Origin of the sequence: Paraburkholderia sp. Ac-20342 (assembly GCF_017104985.1) — a bacterium.
Classification (GTDB): Bacteria; Pseudomonadota; Gammaproteobacteria; order Burkholderiales; family Burkholderiaceae; genus Paraburkholderia.
Genome location: NZ_JAAGPQ010000063.1, coordinates 35,116 through 51,101, shown reverse-complemented (window position 1 = coordinate 51,101; position 15,986 = coordinate 35,116). Strand labels below are relative to the sequence as shown.

General features: G+C 65.3%; 17 protein-coding genes. 4 read left to right on the top strand and 13 right to left on the bottom strand.

What is annotated here, in order from left to right:
* From G3N58_RS23395 to ndk, 3 genes are all read right to left on the bottom strand, one after another.
* Positions 1-717 (bottom strand): helix-turn-helix transcriptional regulator (locus tag G3N58_RS23395; RefSeq protein WP_206000329.1); only part of this gene is annotated, 717 nt, incomplete at its 3' end.
* A 215-nt stretch (positions 718-932) separates the two neighbouring features.
* A complete protein-coding gene (gene rlmN / locus G3N58_RS23390) occupies positions 933-2,084 on the bottom strand; it encodes a 23S rRNA (adenine(2503)-C(2))-methyltransferase RlmN (RefSeq protein ID WP_167049940.1) in 1,152 nt (383 codons plus the stop codon).
* A gap of 243 nt (positions 2,085-2,327) precedes the next feature.
* Complete coding sequence (ndk, locus tag G3N58_RS23385) at positions 2,328-2,753, bottom strand: nucleoside-diphosphate kinase (RefSeq protein WP_042322811.1); 426 nt, start codon at positions 2,751-2,753, stop codon at positions 2,328-2,330.
* A 298-nt stretch (positions 2,754-3,051) separates the two neighbouring features.
* On the opposite strand from ndk, the gene G3N58_RS23380 reads away from it, so the two are divergent.
* Positions 3,052-3,750: a Bax inhibitor-1/YccA family protein gene (locus G3N58_RS23380; protein ID WP_205990572.1), complete on the top strand. Its 699-nt coding sequence runs from the start codon at positions 3,052-3,054 to the stop codon at positions 3,748-3,750.
* Between the two features lie 134 nt (positions 3,751-3,884).
* Here the strand turns inward: G3N58_RS23380 and G3N58_RS23375 are convergent, their stop codons facing one another.
* The 10 genes from G3N58_RS23375 to G3N58_RS23330 all read right to left on the bottom strand — a co-directional run bounded on the left by G3N58_RS23375 (position 3,885) and on the right by G3N58_RS23330 (position 13,306).
* The gene (locus tag G3N58_RS23375) at positions 3,885-4,658 is read right to left on the bottom strand and encodes an MBL fold metallo-hydrolase (RefSeq protein ID WP_167049936.1); all 774 of its coding nucleotides are present in this window, start codon (positions 4,656-4,658) and stop codon (positions 3,885-3,887) included.
* Between the two features lie 7 nt (positions 4,659-4,665).
* Positions 4,666-5,805, bottom strand: coding sequence for an outer membrane protein assembly factor BamC (gene bamC, locus G3N58_RS23370; protein WP_167049934.1), 1,140 nt, complete (start codon positions 5,803-5,805; stop codon positions 4,666-4,668).
* A 130-nt stretch (positions 5,806-5,935) separates the two neighbouring features.
* A complete protein-coding gene (gene dapA / locus G3N58_RS23365; protein ID WP_167049932.1) occupies positions 5,936-6,853 on the bottom strand; it encodes a 4-hydroxy-tetrahydrodipicolinate synthase in 918 nt (305 codons plus the stop codon).
* A 43-nt stretch (positions 6,854-6,896) separates the two neighbouring features.
* Positions 6,897-7,499 (bottom strand): class I SAM-dependent methyltransferase, encoded by a 603-nt coding sequence (locus tag G3N58_RS23360; RefSeq protein WP_167285660.1) that lies wholly within the window; start codon positions 7,497-7,499, stop codon positions 6,897-6,899.
* A gap of 28 nt (positions 7,500-7,527) precedes the next feature.
* A complete protein-coding gene (locus G3N58_RS23355) occupies positions 7,528-8,730 on the bottom strand; it encodes a tryptophan--tRNA ligase (protein ID WP_167049930.1) in 1,203 nt (400 codons plus the stop codon).
* Between the two features lie 6 nt (positions 8,731-8,736).
* On the bottom strand, positions 8,737-9,399 hold the full coding sequence (locus G3N58_RS23350; protein ID WP_167049928.1) for a site-2 protease family protein: 663 nt from the start codon (positions 9,397-9,399) through the stop codon (positions 8,737-8,739).
* Between the two features lie 47 nt (positions 9,400-9,446).
* Positions 9,447-10,082 (bottom strand): L-threonylcarbamoyladenylate synthase, encoded by a 636-nt coding sequence (locus tag G3N58_RS23345; RefSeq protein ID WP_167049926.1) that lies wholly within the window; start codon positions 10,080-10,082, stop codon positions 9,447-9,449.
* Between the two features lie 212 nt (positions 10,083-10,294).
* Positions 10,295-11,125: a 3',5'-nucleoside bisphosphate phosphatase gene (locus tag G3N58_RS23340; RefSeq protein WP_206000328.1), complete on the bottom strand. Its 831-nt coding sequence runs from the start codon at positions 11,123-11,125 to the stop codon at positions 10,295-10,297.
* A 306-nt stretch (positions 11,126-11,431) separates the two neighbouring features.
* Complete coding sequence (locus G3N58_RS23335) at positions 11,432-12,316, bottom strand: alpha/beta hydrolase (protein ID WP_206000327.1); 885 nt, start codon at positions 12,314-12,316, stop codon at positions 11,432-11,434.
* Positions 12,317-12,385: 69 nt separating this feature from the next.
* Complete coding sequence (locus tag G3N58_RS23330; protein WP_241017215.1) at positions 12,386-13,306, bottom strand: ferritin-like domain-containing protein; 921 nt, start codon at positions 13,304-13,306, stop codon at positions 12,386-12,388.
* Positions 13,307-13,760: 454 nt separating this feature from the next.
* On the opposite strand from G3N58_RS23330, the gene G3N58_RS23325 reads away from it, so the two are divergent.
* The 3 genes from G3N58_RS23325 (at position 13,761) to G3N58_RS23315 (ending at position 15,962) form a co-directional block, all read left to right on the top strand.
* Positions 13,761-14,285, top strand: coding sequence for a gamma carbonic anhydrase family protein (locus G3N58_RS23325; protein WP_167049920.1), 525 nt, complete (start codon positions 13,761-13,763; stop codon positions 14,283-14,285).
* Between the two features lie 65 nt (positions 14,286-14,350).
* A complete protein-coding gene (hslO, locus tag G3N58_RS23320; protein ID WP_167049917.1) occupies positions 14,351-15,301 on the top strand; it encodes an Hsp33 family molecular chaperone HslO in 951 nt (316 codons plus the stop codon).
* Positions 15,302-15,572: 271 nt separating this feature from the next.
* Positions 15,573-15,962 (top strand): hypothetical protein, encoded by a 390-nt coding sequence (locus tag G3N58_RS23315; RefSeq protein ID WP_205193386.1) that lies wholly within the window; start codon positions 15,573-15,575, stop codon positions 15,960-15,962.
* Positions 15,963-15,986: the final 24 nt, after the last annotated feature.

The following is a 15,986-nucleotide window of genomic DNA, read 5'->3' as shown; positions in this document are numbered from 1 at the left end:
GGTGGCGAGCGGCGCGGGCATCGGCGTACCCGAAGCCGCATTGTCGGCACTCGCCGAATTTTCGGCGGTGGCGGCCGCTTCCGGCGCCGACGCGGCGTCCTGCGCGGGCACCTGGCCTTGCGCCACAGCGTCCGATGCGCCGGTCTCGTTACTCGCTGAACCGCTCGCGCTCGCTTTCAGACGCGCGAGCCACGCGGACGAATCGCCGACGTTGGTGCGCCACATGCCCAGCGCGATGACCGCAACGACGATCGCCGCGATTCCCCACAGCCATGAACGGCTCTTGTGACCACTGTCACCCAGTGTTAACGAAACCTTGCCGCGCGGCAGGTCCTTGCCCGAGGACGCCGGCATCGACAGATTCGGCGCCGGCACACCCTTCTCGCGACGCAGCGCCGCCGTGAACGGCGCCGGATCGGCGCCGAGCATCTTCGCATAGCTGCGCACCACGCCGAGCGCGAACGTCGTGTCCGGCAAATGGCTGATGTCGCCCGCTTCGAGCGCGCCGAGCTTGACGACCGACACTTTCAGCCGCGCCGACACGTCTTCGATCGTCCAGCTCTTCGATTCACGCAATTGGGTCAAGCGCGCGCCAACGGCCGCCAACGAATCGAGCGCCGGTTGCACGGCGGGCTGCACCGCCGCCCGCGCAACAGGTGCCGGGTGGCCTTCGTTCGTGTCTGTTTCGTGCGGCTGCGGGTGCTGCGGCTCACTCATCCCAAATCCTTTCGCGTCGATTCTTTTTACTCGTGCAACCGGACGGGCTCGAGCCTCACGTCCAAATCGCAGACCGTTTATAACAAAATGCGCGGCTTCGTGCGCCGCTTCCGATCGATTCTGCAAACTTTCTTTTCAGCCGAGGGCGGCATGGGGGCCTTTCCTCGCTCGCAGGGGTTTCCGCGCGAACGCCGGCGCCATTCCGCCCCGGATGCTTACACGGCGCGAACCTCGATCACCTTCGCCGCCTTCCCGGAACGCTCAGCAAGACGCGTGCGGTCCTTCACCGCACCGGCCAGCTGACCGCAGGCAGCATCGATATCGTCGCCGCGAGTCTTGCGCACTGTCGTGACGACACCCGCGTCCATCAACACTTGCGCAAACCGCTTGATCTGTTCCGGCTTCGAGCGAACGAGGCCCGATTCGGGGAACGGATTGAACGGGATCAGATTGAATTTGCACGGCACGTTGCGCGTAACCGCCAGCAATTCGCGTGCATGCGCCTCGCTGTCGTTCACGCCGTCGAGCATGCAATATTCGAACGTAATGAAATCGCGCGGCGCGACCTTCAGATAGCGTTCGCACGCCGCCATCAATTCGCGCAACGGATACTTTTTGTTCAGCGGCACCAGCATGTCGCGCAACGGATCGTTGGGCGCGTGCAGCGACACCGCGAGCGCCACCGGCAGATCGGCGCCGAGCCTGTCCATCATCGGCACGACGCCCGAAGTGGACAGCGTCACGCGCCGGCGCGACAGGCCGTATGCGTTGTCGTCGAGCATCAGGCGCATGGCCGGCACGACCGCTTCGTAATTGAGCAGCGGCTCGCCCATGCCCATCATCACGACGTTCGTGACGACACGCTCGCCCTTGCTGTCGCCGCCCATTGCGCGACCGGCCGCATCGCCGCGCGACGCGCGCAGCGCAAACTCGGCCATGCGCAACTGGCCGATGATTTCGCCGGTGGTGAGATTGCGGGAGAACCCCTGCTTGCCGGTCGAGCAGAACCGGCAGTTGACCGCGCACCCGGCTTGCGACGACACACACAGCGTGCCGCGCGTTTCTTCGGGGATATACACGGTTTCAACGGCATTGCCGTTGCCGACGTCGATGAGCCACTTGCGTGTGCCATCGGTCGAAACATGGTCGCTGACGATGCCGGGCATCGAGATCGTGGCGCGCCCCTTGAGCTTTTCGCGCAAGGACTTCGCCAGATCGGTCATGCCGTCGAAGTCGGCAGCGTTGTATTGATGAATCCAGCGCTGCAACTGTTTGGCGCGAAACGGTTTCTCGCCCAGGCTGTCGCAATAGGCGACAAGCCCTTGGGCGTCGAGGTCGAGAAGGTTGACGGTGGGACTGCTCGTCATATCGAATCCTGCCATTTCAGTGCGAGACTGCGTTCATGCAACAAGCTGCATGAACGCAATGCCGTTCGCGCCCATTCCTGCTGCTTTTACCTTACTACTTTGCCGGGCCCCGCGTGCGATTCGTGCGATAAAACTGTTCGGCTGCACGAACCGCGCGACGCGAGAAACCGCTTCAAACACGCCTGCAGGCGCCCGTTCGCGCCTGGACGCCCGAAGCGAACACCTAGCTCGAGCGCGCGGCGCTTAACGCGAGTAGACGTTGACTTGCGGGAAGAAGAATGCGATTTCGACAGCAGCCGTTTCCGCTGCGTCCGAACCGTGCACTGCGTTAGCGTCGATGCTGTCGGCGAAGTCGGCGCGGATCGTACCCTTTTCCGCCTTCTTCGGGTCCGTTGCACCCATCAGATCGCGATGCTTCAGGATCGCATTTTCGCCTTCCAGCGCTTGCACGACGACCGGGCCCGAAATCATGAACTCGACGAGATCCTTGAAGAACGGACGTGCGGCATGCACGGCGTAGAACTTCTCGGCGTCGGCACGCGACAGATGAACCATGCGCGATGCCACGATCTTCAAACCAGCGTTTTCGAAGCGGGTGTAGATCTGACCGATCACGTTCTTCGCCACTGCGTCCGGCTTGATAATCGACAGGGTGCGTTCGATCGCCATAAAAACTCCAAAAAATTAAGAGGTTACAGATTTAAATGAATCCGCTATTGTAGCATGTTCCCGTGTATGATTGCGATTGAACCCTTACAGTATTGAAAGAATCCACCCGAAGGGTTCAAAATACTGGTAGCGTAAGCCTGTGCGCGAAGTCCGGGGTATTGAAACTCCCGGCCGCCGCGCTAATCTTAGGAATGAATGCGGCGCGCCCCGCGCAACGGATGTCCGCCGGCGCTTCGCGAATTGCCGCATCATCCCGCATCGCCCATTACGCAACACGCTTCTGAGGTAAGGAGAGACCATGAACGAACATCCGTATATGTTTGGCCGCAACGGCGCGGTGACCACGGCCGAAACGCGCAACCGCGTGCTACGGAACACCTACTGGCTGCTCGCGCTGTCGATGATTCCGACCGTACTCGGCGCATGGGTCGGTCTCGCCACGGGCTTCTCGCTGTTCGCCGCCACCAGCCCCGCGATGAGCATGCTGGCGTTCTTCGCGATCGCCTTCGGCTTCATGTTCGCGATCCAGCGCACCAAGGACAGCGCCGCCGGCGTGTTCGTGCTGCTCGGCTTCACGTTCTTCATGGGCCTGATGCTGTCGCGCATCCTCGCGTTCGTGCTCGGTTTCTCGAACGGCCCGTCGCTGATCATGCTCGCGTTCGGTGGCACTGGTGTGATCTTCGCGGCGATGGCAACCATCGCAACAGTCAGCAAGCGCGACTTCTCCGGGCTCGGCAAGTGGCTCTTCATGGGCGTGATCGTGATCCTGCTCGCGTCGGTCGCGAACATGTTCCTGCAACTGCCGGCGCTGATGCTGACGGTTTCGGTCATGGCCATCGTGATCTTCTCCGCCTACATCATGTTCGACGTGCAGCGCGTCGTGAACGGCGGCGAAACGAACTACATCACCGCCACGCTCGCGATCTACCTGGATCTGTACAACGTGTTCGTCAACCTGCTCGCGCTGCTCGGCATTTTCGGCGGCAACCGCAATTAAGTCCGACTGATCGCGCGGCGCGCTCTTCAGGTGCCGCGCTCAAAAGAAAAGCCCATGACGTTTGCTCGTTATGGGCTTTTTTCATTGCGTCGCACGCGACAATAAGTGTACGCGTCAAGGCAAACGGAATCGCGTCAAACCGAAAGCCACGCAAAGCCATCACTTTGCGAGGCGACGACCACGTCAGTGGACACCGCGCCGAGCACGCCAGCCAGCGCGGCCTGCGCCAACTCCGGCAGATTGTTCTGCTGACTCAGGTGCGCGGCAACGAGGTGCCGCAGGCGGGAACGATCGAGCGAGGCCAGGATGTCGGCCGCCGCGTCATTGTTCAGATGCCCATGATTGCCGCCGATACGCGCCTTCAGTGACGCCGGGTAGCGGCTGCCCGCCAGCATCTGCACATCGTGATTGCATTCGAGCACGAGCGCGTCGCAGCCGCTCAGCACCGCGCTGATATGCGGCGTGGACGTCCCGACGTCGGTCAGCACGCCGAGCCGGCTCGCACCATTCGAGAACACGTATTGCAGCGGCTCGCGGGCGTCGTGAGGAACGGTATAAGGAAGAACGCTGAGGTCGCCGATCGTCACCGCCTCATCGCCCCACAGCACCTGCAGATCGACATCGGCTTCGTCGGCACCGACCGCGCGCGCGGTGCCCCAGCTCATGTACAACGGAATCGACCACTTGCGGGCCAGCGTCAGCGCGCTGCCGATATGGTCGCTATGCTCATGCGTGATAAGAATCGCGTCGAGACCTTCGACGCTCGCGCCGAGCCGCGTCAGACGCCGTTCGACTTCACGCGCGGAAAAACCGCAATCGAGCAACACGCGCGTAGTGGTCACGCCGCTTTGCGCTTCCACCAGCAGCGCGTTGCCCTCACTGCCGCTGCCAAGACTGGCGAACCGCACGGCCCGCCTAGTTCAACTGCGCGTGCAGCAGCGACACGATGCGCTGCGCGTCCGACGAGGTGTCGATCTGCCCGTTCGCGTCCACCACCGCGACCTGCGTCACCGTATCGCCCTTCGCGCGCACGTTGACGAGGAATTCCTGACCCGGCTTGCGCGCCGAATTGCCGCTATAGAACAGCTTGCCGAACAGCCCTTCCCGCTTCAGCTCCTGCATCGAATCCGCGTAGCGCACGTAGTAGATGCCCTTTTCGCGATCGCGGTTGTCGACGGTGAAGTTGGTGCGGTCGAGCGCCAGGCCCACGCGCAACCATGCACGGTCGAACGACTCCTGCAGATCGAGCGTCGACGCGCCCGCGCTCTGCTCGATCGTAGCCGGCGCCACGGCCGGGTGCGCGTCGGTCAGCAGTTGCTTCGACTGCGCCTCGGTCAGGCCGAACTTCTGCATCAGCTTGGCGAGAAACATCGCTTCGAGCGCCGGATCGCGCGGACGCTCTTCCCAGCGCGACGACGTCTTGTCCTGCCCCGTCAGCACTTCTTCCATCGCGCTATGCGTGATCGAGATATCGGTGGCACCGCCCGGCCCGCGCGAGACGAGCGTACGGAAGCTGTCGCGGGTGCCCGACGAATACGCGAAGTCGATGACCTTGCCCACCGTGCGGCGGAACCAGTCGTCGGGAATGTTTGCGCGGTTTTCAGCCCAGTCGGTCGCCATGATGCCGGTTGCCGGCGCGTCGGTCTTCAGCACGAAGCCGTTTTCCTGCCAGAACTCCTGCAGTTGCGGCCACAGCTGCTCCGGCGAGCGGCCGTCGACGACCAGCCAGCGGCGGTCACCGTCGCGCTCGATGTGCATGCCGAGCGGGTCCTGCGCATTCGGCTGGCCTTCGGTCGTATTGCCAGCCGCCGTCACCGCGCGTGCGGTCGCGCCGCCCAGCGCCAGATTGGCGGGCGGCGCCACATAGCGCTGGTCGGTCGGCGTGCTGCTCAGATCGCTCGGCACGGCGAGCGGCGGCGCACTCGACGTCGTCTTGTAGTTGACGCGATCGGAAGCGAACCAGTCGTTCAGCGTGTCACAGCCGGCGAGCGTCGTCAGGGCAAGCGCCAGCGCCGCCATGCGGGTTGCGTGGAGGGAAAGTGCGGAACGTTTCATGAGGTCCTTCGTGATGCTGGAACGCGATGCCTCGTTCGATCTGCCGGGAACGTGGGCTGAAGCGACGTCGGTTAAGGAAATGCCGGTGGCGGCCTGGCGTAGATACGGGCGAACTGTCGGGCCGGCCCGCTTAACCTAGCAGGCCCGCTTCGCGCAGCGCGCCGCGCACCACATCGTGGTATTGCGCGTCGAGCGGCGTAAGCGGCAAACGGATACCGCCCTGCACACGCCCGAGTTGCTGCAGCGCCCATTTCGTCGGAATCGGATTCGCCTCGGCGAACAGATACTTGTGCAGCGACAGCAGTTTCAGATGAATTTCGCGCGCGGTCTTCGCATCCGCGGCGAGCGCGGCCTTGCACAGATCGCTCATGGCGCGCGGCGCGACGTTGGCCGTGACCGAGATATTGCCGTGGCCGCCGAGCAGCATCAGCGCGATCGCGGTGGGATCGTCGCCGCTATAGATGCCGAAGTGGGCCGGCGCCGCCTTGATCAGATGCGCGGCGCGGTCGATGTTGCCGGTCGCTTCCTTCACGCCGACGATGCCCGGCACCTGCGCACAGCGCAGGATGGTCTCGTTGCTCATGTCGGCAACGGTGCGGCCCGGCACGTTGTAGAGGATCACCGGCAGGTCGACGGTTTCGGCGATCTTCGCGAAATGGCGGTAGATGCCTTCCTGCGTCGGCTTGTTGTAATACGGCACGACCTGCAGCGTCGCGTCGGCACCGACGTCCTTCGCATGCCGCGTCAGTTCGATCGCCTCGGACGTCGAATTGGCACCCGCGCCAGCGATCACCGGAATGCGGCCCGCGCAGTGCTCGACCGCGGTCTTGACCATGAGCACGTGCTCTTCGACCGACAGTGTGGCCGATTCGCCGCTCGTGCCGACCACGACGAGCGCGTCCGTCCCTTCCGCGACGTGCCAGTCGACCAGTTTTCGGAACGCCGGCAGATCGAGGCTGCCGTCTTCGAACATCGGGGTGATGATGGCAGGAATGCTGCCGCGAATCTGCACGCCGCCGTTGGCGCCGCTCTGGTTGCCGTTAGTCATGAAAAGCCATGAATATGATCAGGTAAACCGCGATTGTAGCGGATTAGCCCGCCAACTCGTAACAAGGCGGGGCTGTTGCCTGGGGGGGATCATGCGCGGGCGCCGGCTCGCGAATCGCGCAGATGCGCTGAACGTAGGCCGGGCGCGGTTCCGCGAGAAATCCATCCTGAAATGCGACTACCCGCAACTGGCCGCGCACCCTCTCGAGAAGCTCGCCCGGCGCCAGTAGAAACGCCGGGTTGGACGGTTTGCCGACGCTTTCGTTGCCTTGCGCGAAGGTCTCGTAAACCAGTACGCCGCCCGGCGCGAGCGCGCGCAGAAGGGATGGGAAAAGCGGCCGGTGCAGATAGTTCGTCACGACGACCGCAGCAAATCCGGCGGTGTCGGCAAGCGGCCACGGCGCGCCTTCGAGGTCGGCCACGAGCGGGGTGACGAGCGGCGCGTCGCGCAACATGCCGAGCGCGGCCGCGTCGCGGTCGAGCGCCGTCACCGGATGCCCGCGCGACGCGAAAAACCGCGCATGACGCCCCGCGCCCGAGGCGACGTCGAGCACCGCGCCACCCGGCGCGACCAGATGCGCCCAGTCGCGCACCCAGCGCGACGCTTCACCGAGGCCGTGCATGCCGGCGGCAGTGGGTGTGCTCATTGCTGCGCGGCGGTAGCTCGATGGCCCATCAGTTGTACGACAGCCCCATCGCCTCGCGGACGTCGCGCATCGTTTCCGTCGCGAAGCGGCGCGCCTTGTCGCAACCGTCGGCGACGATCGCACGCAGCAGCGAGGGGTCGTCCATGTACTTCTGCGCGCGCTCGAGCATCGGCTGCTGCTCGCGCAGAATGCCTTCGATAACCGGCTGCTTGCAGTCGAGACAGCCGATGCCCGCCGAGCGGCAGCCCTTCTGCACCCACTCGTGCGTCGCTTCGTCGGTGTAGACCTGGTGCAGTTGCCACACCGGGCATTTGTCCGGATCGCCTGGATCGGTGCGGCGCACGCGCGCCGGGTCGGTCGGCATCGTGCGGACTTTCTTCGTGATCGTTTCCGCGTCTTCGCGCAGGCCGATCGTGTTGCCGTACGACTTCGACATCTTCTGGCCGTCGAGACCCGGCATGCGCGACGCTTCGGTCAGCATGGCCTGCGGCTCGACGAGGATGATCTTGCGCGAGCCTTCGAGATAGCCGAACAGACGCTCGCGATCGCTCATCGACAGGCTCTGCGATTCCTGCAGCAGCGCCCGCGCGCGTTCGAGCGCCTCGTCGTCGCCTTCCTGCTGATACGCGTTGCGCAGCTCGTGATAGAGCTTCGAGCGCTTGCCGCCGAGCTTCTTCGCGGCCTCGTTGGCCTTTTCCTCGAAACCCGGCTCGCGGCCGTACAGGTAGTTGAAGCGGCGCGCGATTTCGCGCGTCATTTCGACGTGCGGCACCTGGTCTTCGCCGACCGGCACGAGCGAGCCGCGATACAGCAGGATGTCGGCCGCCATCAGCACCGGGTAGCCAAGGAAGCCGTAGGTAGACAGGTCCTTGTCCTTGAGCTTTTCCATCTGCTCCTTGTAGGTCGGCACGCGTTCGAGCCAGCCGAGTGGCGTGCTCATGCCGAGCAGCAGCGCGAGCTCGGCATGCTCGGGCACCTTGCTCTGGATGAACAGCGTCGCCTGGGCCGGATCGATGCCGGAAGCAAGCCAGTCGACCAGCACGTCCCAGACGTTCTTTTCGATCACTTCGGGCGTTTCGTAGTGCGTCGTCAGTGCGTGCCAGTCGACCACGCAGAAGAAGCACGGGTACTCGGACTGCAGCCGCACCCAGTTTTTCAGTACGCCGTGATAGTGGCCGAGGTGCAGCGACCCGGTGGGCCGCATGCCAGAGAAGATACGGTCTGGGAACATGGTTATCTAGAAAAGCGAAACAAGTGGAGTCAGAATTGCGGTAATCGCGCTATAGCCGAGCGTGACGAGCGGCTTTAACCAGAAACGCGTGAGCGTGCCCGTCATGACGAGCGCCATGACGATGAAAAAGCCGTACGGTTCGAGCCGCGCGAGCGAAATCGCCTGCTTCGGCGGCAACAGCGCCATCAGCACGCGGCCGCCGTCGAGCGGCGGCAGCGGAAAGAGGTTCAGCACGCCGAGCACCAGATTCACGCCGACGCCCGCGCCGGCCATGCGCGTGAAAAACGGTTCGTCGATATTGAGCACCGCGAGCACGACGCCGAACACGCCCCACGCCAGCGCCTGGATGAAGTTGCACACGGGACCGGCCGCCGCGACCCACAGGCTGCCCCAGCGCGGATTGCGCAGATTGCCGAACGCGACCGGCACCGGCTTCGCGTAGCCGAACATGAACGCGCCGCTCGTCGCGAAATAGAGCAGGAGCGGAATCGCGATCGTGCCGAGCGGATCGATATGGCGCATCGGGTTCAGCGACACGCGGCCGAGCACGTAGGCGGTGTTGTCGCCGAGCCAGCGCGCGACGTAGCCGTGCGCCGCTTCGTGCAGCGTGATCGCGAAAATAACCGGAAGCGCGTAGACCGCGACGGTCTGTATCAGGGAAGAATCCATATGCCGTTATTGTAACAATGCGCTTGCGCGCGTCTGCCCGCTTTCGCTCATGCCGCTTCCGCGAGGCCGAACGGCGCGAGCGAACCCCGCCCTGCCCGCACCAGTACGGGCTCCGCGCCGGTCAGGTCGATCACGGTGGACGGCTCGCATACGCAAGGGCCGCCGTCGATCACGAGATCAAGCTGCTTTTCGAGCCGCGCGCGAATGTCCTCGGGATCGTTCAGCGGCTCGGTTTCGTCGGGCATGATCAGCGTCGAGCCGAGCAGCGGCTGACCGAGTTCCTCGAGAATCGCGAGCGTGATCGCATGATCCGGCACGCGCAGGCCGATCGTCTTGCGCGACGGATGCGAGACGCGCCGCGGCACTTCCTTCGTCGCCTGCAGCACGAACACGTACGGGCCCGGCGTCACCGATTTGAGCAGCCGGTACTGCCGGTTGTCCACCATCGCGAAATTGGCGAGCTCCGACAGATCGCGCACGAGCAGCGACAGCAGCTGCTTTTCATCGAGCCCGCGAATGCGCCGCAGACGCTCGACCGCATCCTTGTCGTCGAGATGGCAGGCGAGCGCATAGGTCGAATCGGTCGGCAACGCGACCACGCCGCCGTCGTTGATGATCTGCACGGCCTGCTTGACGAGGCGCGGCTGCGGATTGTCGGGATGAAGCCGGAAGTATTGGGACATGGTGGTTCACGATGACGGCGGATGAACGGCTGCGGCTGGCATGCGGCAAACGGATCGCACGTGCCCTGCGAATGGAGGACGGCTGGCCCGCGGAATGCAATGCCTCGAAGAGGCATCCGCATGGCACGGCGCCGCCAGGGGGCTGGTGCGCACGCGCTCGCCTGATCGGGCCAGCCCGCGCGCGTGACGTGCCGTCATGGCACGGCGCGCGGTCACAGCCAGCGTTCCCAGACGGGCTTGAGATCGGCGGGCAGCGGCGGCAGCGCGCCGAGTTCGATGCGGCCCTCGCCGGGCGCGTGGAAATCGGACCCGCGCGAGGCCTCGAAGCCGAAGCGGCGCGCGACGTCCGCGTATTCGCGATACTGGTCGGGTGTGTGGCTGCCCGTCACCACCTCGATCGCCTTGCCGCCGAGGTCGATGAATTCGCCGAAAAACGCGTCGAATTCGAGCGGTGAATACGCGTAGCGACCCGGATGCGCGACGATCGCCTCGCCGCCCGCGGCCTGGATCCAGCCCACCGCGTCGGCGAGTTTCGCCCAGCGGTGCGCGACGTAGGCCGGCTTGCCGTCGCCGAGATAGCGGTCGAACACTTCCTGCGTAGTGCCGCAGTGGCCGTGCTCGACCATGAAGCGCGCGAAGTGCGTGCGCGACATCATGTCGGGATTCGAGACGTATTCGAGCGCGCCCTCGTACGCGCCGGGAATGCCGAGCACGGCCAGCTGCTCGCCGATCGCCTCGGCGCGCGCGGCACGGCCGTCGCGCGTGCGCGCGAGACCGTCGATCAGAATCCGGCTGGTCGGATCGATACCGAGCCCGACGATATGCACGGTGCGCCCCGCCCATGTGACCGAAATCTCGACGCCGCTCAGATAGCGCATACCGAGCGCTTCGGAGGTGGCGCGCGCTTCGTGCTGACCGCCGACTTCGTCGTGATCGGTGAGCGCCCACAGCGTCACGCCGTTCGCGTGCGCGCGGCGCGCGACGTCGGCCGGCGCGAACTGGCCGTCGGAAACGGTGGAGTGGCAGTGAAGATCGGCGTTCATCGTGGTCCTGGAGAGATTCTCCAGCCATTTTACTGCAACGCAGTAAGGGCCCGCAGGGCTATCTTGCGGTGGCGGCTGCGGGCGCTTGCTGTGCACGCTTGCTGCCGGCACTTGCTGCATGCGCCGGCGCCGGACGCGTGCCGCGCCGCGTCACGGCGGATACGGGCCGCGGGCTCGGTTGCGGGCGCGGATAGAAGCTCGAATACAGGCAAGCGCGCCTGCGCGCAGACGGCCCAACACTGGCAACAAACGCCGCCCCCTAAAACCTCTCCAGACCTTCGCAATGAAGCCGCCTAATAAAGCCGCCTAAGCGCAAAACCCCTCGATCAGCGCCGCGATCTGCTCCGGCTGGTCGTGATGCACCATGTGCCCGGCCTCGTCGATGATCTTCTCGCGCCAGTCGGGAAACGCCTGAAAACGCGCCTTGAATTCGTCGAGCGGAATCTCGCCGGCGATCTGCGCGAGCGTCGGCGACCCGGCAGCCTCGACGTGCAGCACCCTCGCCCTCACCTTGCGCCATACGGCCATCACCTCGTCGAGGCGATACAGCGTCGGCCCGCGCACCTTGTGCGCGGGGTCGGCGAGCAGCATGAAGCGCCCTTCGCCATCCGGCTTCGACCAGTGCTGCGCGAGAAACTTCGCGCGCCGCAGATCGAGCCGCGGATTGGTTTTGGTGAGGCGCGCGGCCACCTCGTCGAGCGACGCATAGCGCCTCAGCTGCGGCGGATCGCGCAATTCGTCGAGCCAGTTGAGCAAGCGCCTGGGCGCCTGCGCCGGATGCGACGGCGCGAGCCCGAAACCTTCGAGATCGACCACGCACCGCACCCGCTCCGGCCGCACGCCCGCGTACACGCACACGATGTTCGCGCCCATGCTGTGGCCGACCAGATTGACCTCGCCTTTTGGCGCGTAGTGGTCGACGAGCGCGTCGAGATCGCCGAGATAGTCCTGAATCCAGTAGCTGCCGCCGCCGCGCTCGGCAACCGGCCAGTCGGACAGGCCGAAGCCGCGCATGTCGGGCGCGATCACCTGCCAGTCGCCGCCGAGCGCCTCGACGACGAACTGGAACGAGGCCCCCACGTCCATCCAGCCATGCAGCATGAACAGGATCGGCGCGTCGGGACGGCCCCAACGCCGCACGTGCAGACGGACGCCGCGCACGGCGACGAACTCGGAGCGGGAAGTATTCATGAGCGGCGCACCCACAAAAAAGAATGATCGTTCGATTATAGAGACCGCCGGCTGATACGGGGAGAGCGATTATCGAAGCGGTGTTCGGTCGTCCGCGTCGGTCGGGTCCGGCGCCGACTCCGCCCCCTGCCCCTGCCCCTGCGGCTGCGGCTGCGGCTGCGCGTCGAGCCCCGCGAGCGCGGCGAGTTCGGCTTCGTCGAAACCGGCGTCGCGACGCGCTTCGAAATTGAACGGACCGCGTAACTTCGGCGCGTGGTACTGATCGGCGAGACGCTGATAGGTCTCGTGCGGATCGAGCCCGTGCGCCCCGCACAGGTGGCGGAACCAGCGGTTGCCGATCAGCACGTGGCCGATCTCGTCGCGCAGGATCACGTCGAGAATCGCCGCCGACGCCTGATCGCCCGCCTGCTGCAAACGCGCGCGAATCGGCGGCGAGGCGTCGAGGCCGCGCGCTTCGAGCGTGCGCGGCACCAGCGCCATGCGCGCGAGCACGTCGCCGCGGGTGCGCTCGCACATGTCCCACAGGCCGCCGTGCGCCGGGAAGTCGCCGTAGGCATGGCCGTATTCGGCGAGCCGCGCGGCGAGCAGCGAGTAGTGATAGGCCTCTTCGGCGGCGACCTTGAGCCAGTCGGCATAGAACCCGGCGGGCATGCCGGAGAAGCGCCATACGGCGTCGAGCGCGAGATTGATCGCGTTGAACTCGATGTGCGCGAGCGCATGCAGCAACACCGCGCGGCCCTGCGGCGACTGCATGCTGCGCCGGCCGAGCTGGCGCGGCTCGACGAGTTCGGGCCGCACGGGACGGCCCGGCAGGCCGGCCGGCTCGGCCAGTTCGAGATCGGCGTGACAGACGGCGCGACCGTCGAGCACGGCGGCATACAGTGCGCGAGCCGCATCCGCCTTGATGGCCGGATCGCTGTCGCGCAAGGCGGCGAGCGCGGCACGGCGCGCGCACGAAGGCTCGTCGCGGGAATCCGATGCGCAGGACATGGATGAAACAGGCGAAGCGGCGGACGTCATGGGAAGCGGATCGGCAACGAAATCAACTGAGGCAACGGATAAAGCGGCCGGAGACGCTGCGGTAAACGTGGCCGAGTCGAGCCCCGCTCGTACCGCCAACGCGCGACAAAACGCGCAGAAGCGCCACGGCATGCGGCCCACGCGACGAGTGGCCATGCGTAACCGCTACGCACAACAAGCCCATGCGGCGACGAACCGGACACCACGGCGCTGCTTCTCTCACGTTCTCGCCGGCAATCACCGCGAAATCGCAAGCGCGCACCTTGGCGCGCGCGCCGAGCGGCCCGGCCACACAACCGTTTACAATACCCGATTCGACCATCCGGCGCGCCTGCGGGCGCGTCCGTCAGGCCCGCGAAGTCAGGCCGGCAACGCGCGACAGCGGCCAGGCGCCGCATGCGGCGACCGATCAACAGGAGACATTGTGACGATTTACAAGCTGGGCGAAGCCGCCCCGAACATCCATGAAAGCGTGTTCGTCGCGGATTCGGCGAACATCATCGGCAACGTGACGCTCGAGGAAAACGCGAGCGTGTGGTTCGGCGCGACGCTGCGCGGCGACAACGAGCCGATCACGATCGGCGCCGGCAGCAACGTGCAGGAAAGCGCGGTGCTGCACACCGACCCCGGCTATCCGCTGACGGTCGAGCCGAACGTGACGATCGGCCACCAGGTCATGCTGCACGGCTGCACGATCAAGGAAGGTTCGCTGATCGGCATTCAGGCCGTGGTCTTGAATGGCGCGGTGATCGGCCGCAACTGTCTGGTCGGAGCGGGTGCCGTCGTCACCGAGGGCAAGGTGTTTCCCGACAATACGCTGATTCTCGGCGCGCCCGCCAAGGTCGTGCGCGAACTGACGGAAGCGGATATCGCCAACATGCGGCGCGGCGCGGCAAGTTATGTCGAGCGCCGCGAGTATTTCAAGGCGCAGCTCGTGCGCATCGGCTAGACGGCCGGCGCGCGCGGTGCGCAATGACGCGGCATCGCGCCGCGTCACTCCATCGAGGAAAAGTTGTGAGCGACCAGTTGCAAAAATTCATGTTCAGCGCGGCGCCGGTGCGCGGCGAGATCGTTTCGTTGCGCAATACGTGGCAGGAAGTATTGACGCGGCGCGATTATCCGGCGCCCGTGCGAACGATCCTGGGCGAAATGATGGCCGCGTGCGCGCTGCTGTCGGCGAACCTGAAGTTCGACGGCACGCTCGTCATGCAGATTTTCGGCGATGGCCCGGTCAAGATGCTGGTCGTGCAGTGCAGTTCGAACCTGACGATGCGCGCCACCGCGAAGCTCTCGGGCGAGAACGGCCCGGCGCTCGAAGACACGACCTCGCTCGTCGATCTCGTCAACGCGAGCGGCCACGGCCGCTGCGTCATCACGCTCGACCCGGCCGACAAACAGCCCGGCCAGCAGCCGTACCAGAGCATCGTGCCGCTCTCGGGCGTCGACGGGCCGCTCAAGTCGATCGCCGAGGTGCTCGAACACTACATGCATCACTCGGAGCAGCTCGACACGCGCATGTGGCTCGCGGCGAACACCGAGCGCGCGGTCGGCATGCTGTTGCAGAAGCTGCCCGGCGACGGCGGCATCGTCCCGCATCCGGGCCAGCTCGATGCGGACACGTGGGAGCGCGTCTGCACGCTCGGCGGCACGCTGTCGCAGGACGAACTGCTGAAGGAAGAACCGGAGACGGTTTTCCGCCGGCTCTTCTGGCAGGAAAACGTGCTGCATTTCGAGCCGGTCACAACGCGCTTCGAATGCACGTGCTCGCGCGAAAAGGTCGGCGCGATGCTGAAGATGCTCGGCCGCGACGAAGTGGACGGCGTGATCGAAGAACGCGGCCACGTCGAGATTCACTGCGAGTTCTGCAACCAGCGCTACGAGTTCGACCCGGTCGACGTCGCACAACTTTTCGTGGCAAGCGGACTTTCACAAGGCGTGACGCCGGCTACCGATCAGCGGCACTGAGGCGCCAACGCGTGCCTGGGCAGGTTGCGTGAACGTCCGAGCTTGCCCTGGCTGCCGTGCGTGATAGGTGCTTCGTCGCTTTTCATAACGGCAGCCGCCACCGCGCCGCCCACTGCCGTCATGGCTCGGGCGGCGCACTGGCTTTCTCCGGCCGCGGCCTTTCTGACCGCCGAGCCTGATCGCCGTGGTGAATGTGCGTTGAACCATTCGCGCCGCTCACGGCACATGTCGGCCTCGCCCGCCAACGCGTCGAACCGATGGAGATTCGAACATGAAGCCCCCTCTTTTGCTGATACGTCATGCGCGCACGTTGACCGTACTGGCCGTGGTCGCGGGTAGCGCCGCACTCGCCGGCTGCACGATCGACCCGCCTGGCCCAATGCCGATTCTGAGCCGCCTGCCGTCCGATCAGGCCCCAGCGGCCGGCACCGGTCAAACGCTGACACCGGAAGAGCGTGCGCGCTATGACGCGATCGATCGCCAGGTCATGTACGAGCAGAATCAGTCGATGGCCGCAGAAGCCGCCGCTCAGGCGTGGTCGCGCTATGGCTCGCCAGCGCCGCCCATCACCGTGACCGGCGGCTTTTCGACCGGCAGTTGGGGACGGCGCGGATGGGGCACAGGCATTGGCGTCGGCTTCGGGCCGTACTGGGGTTGGTAGGATCGACGGCGACAGTACAAAGTA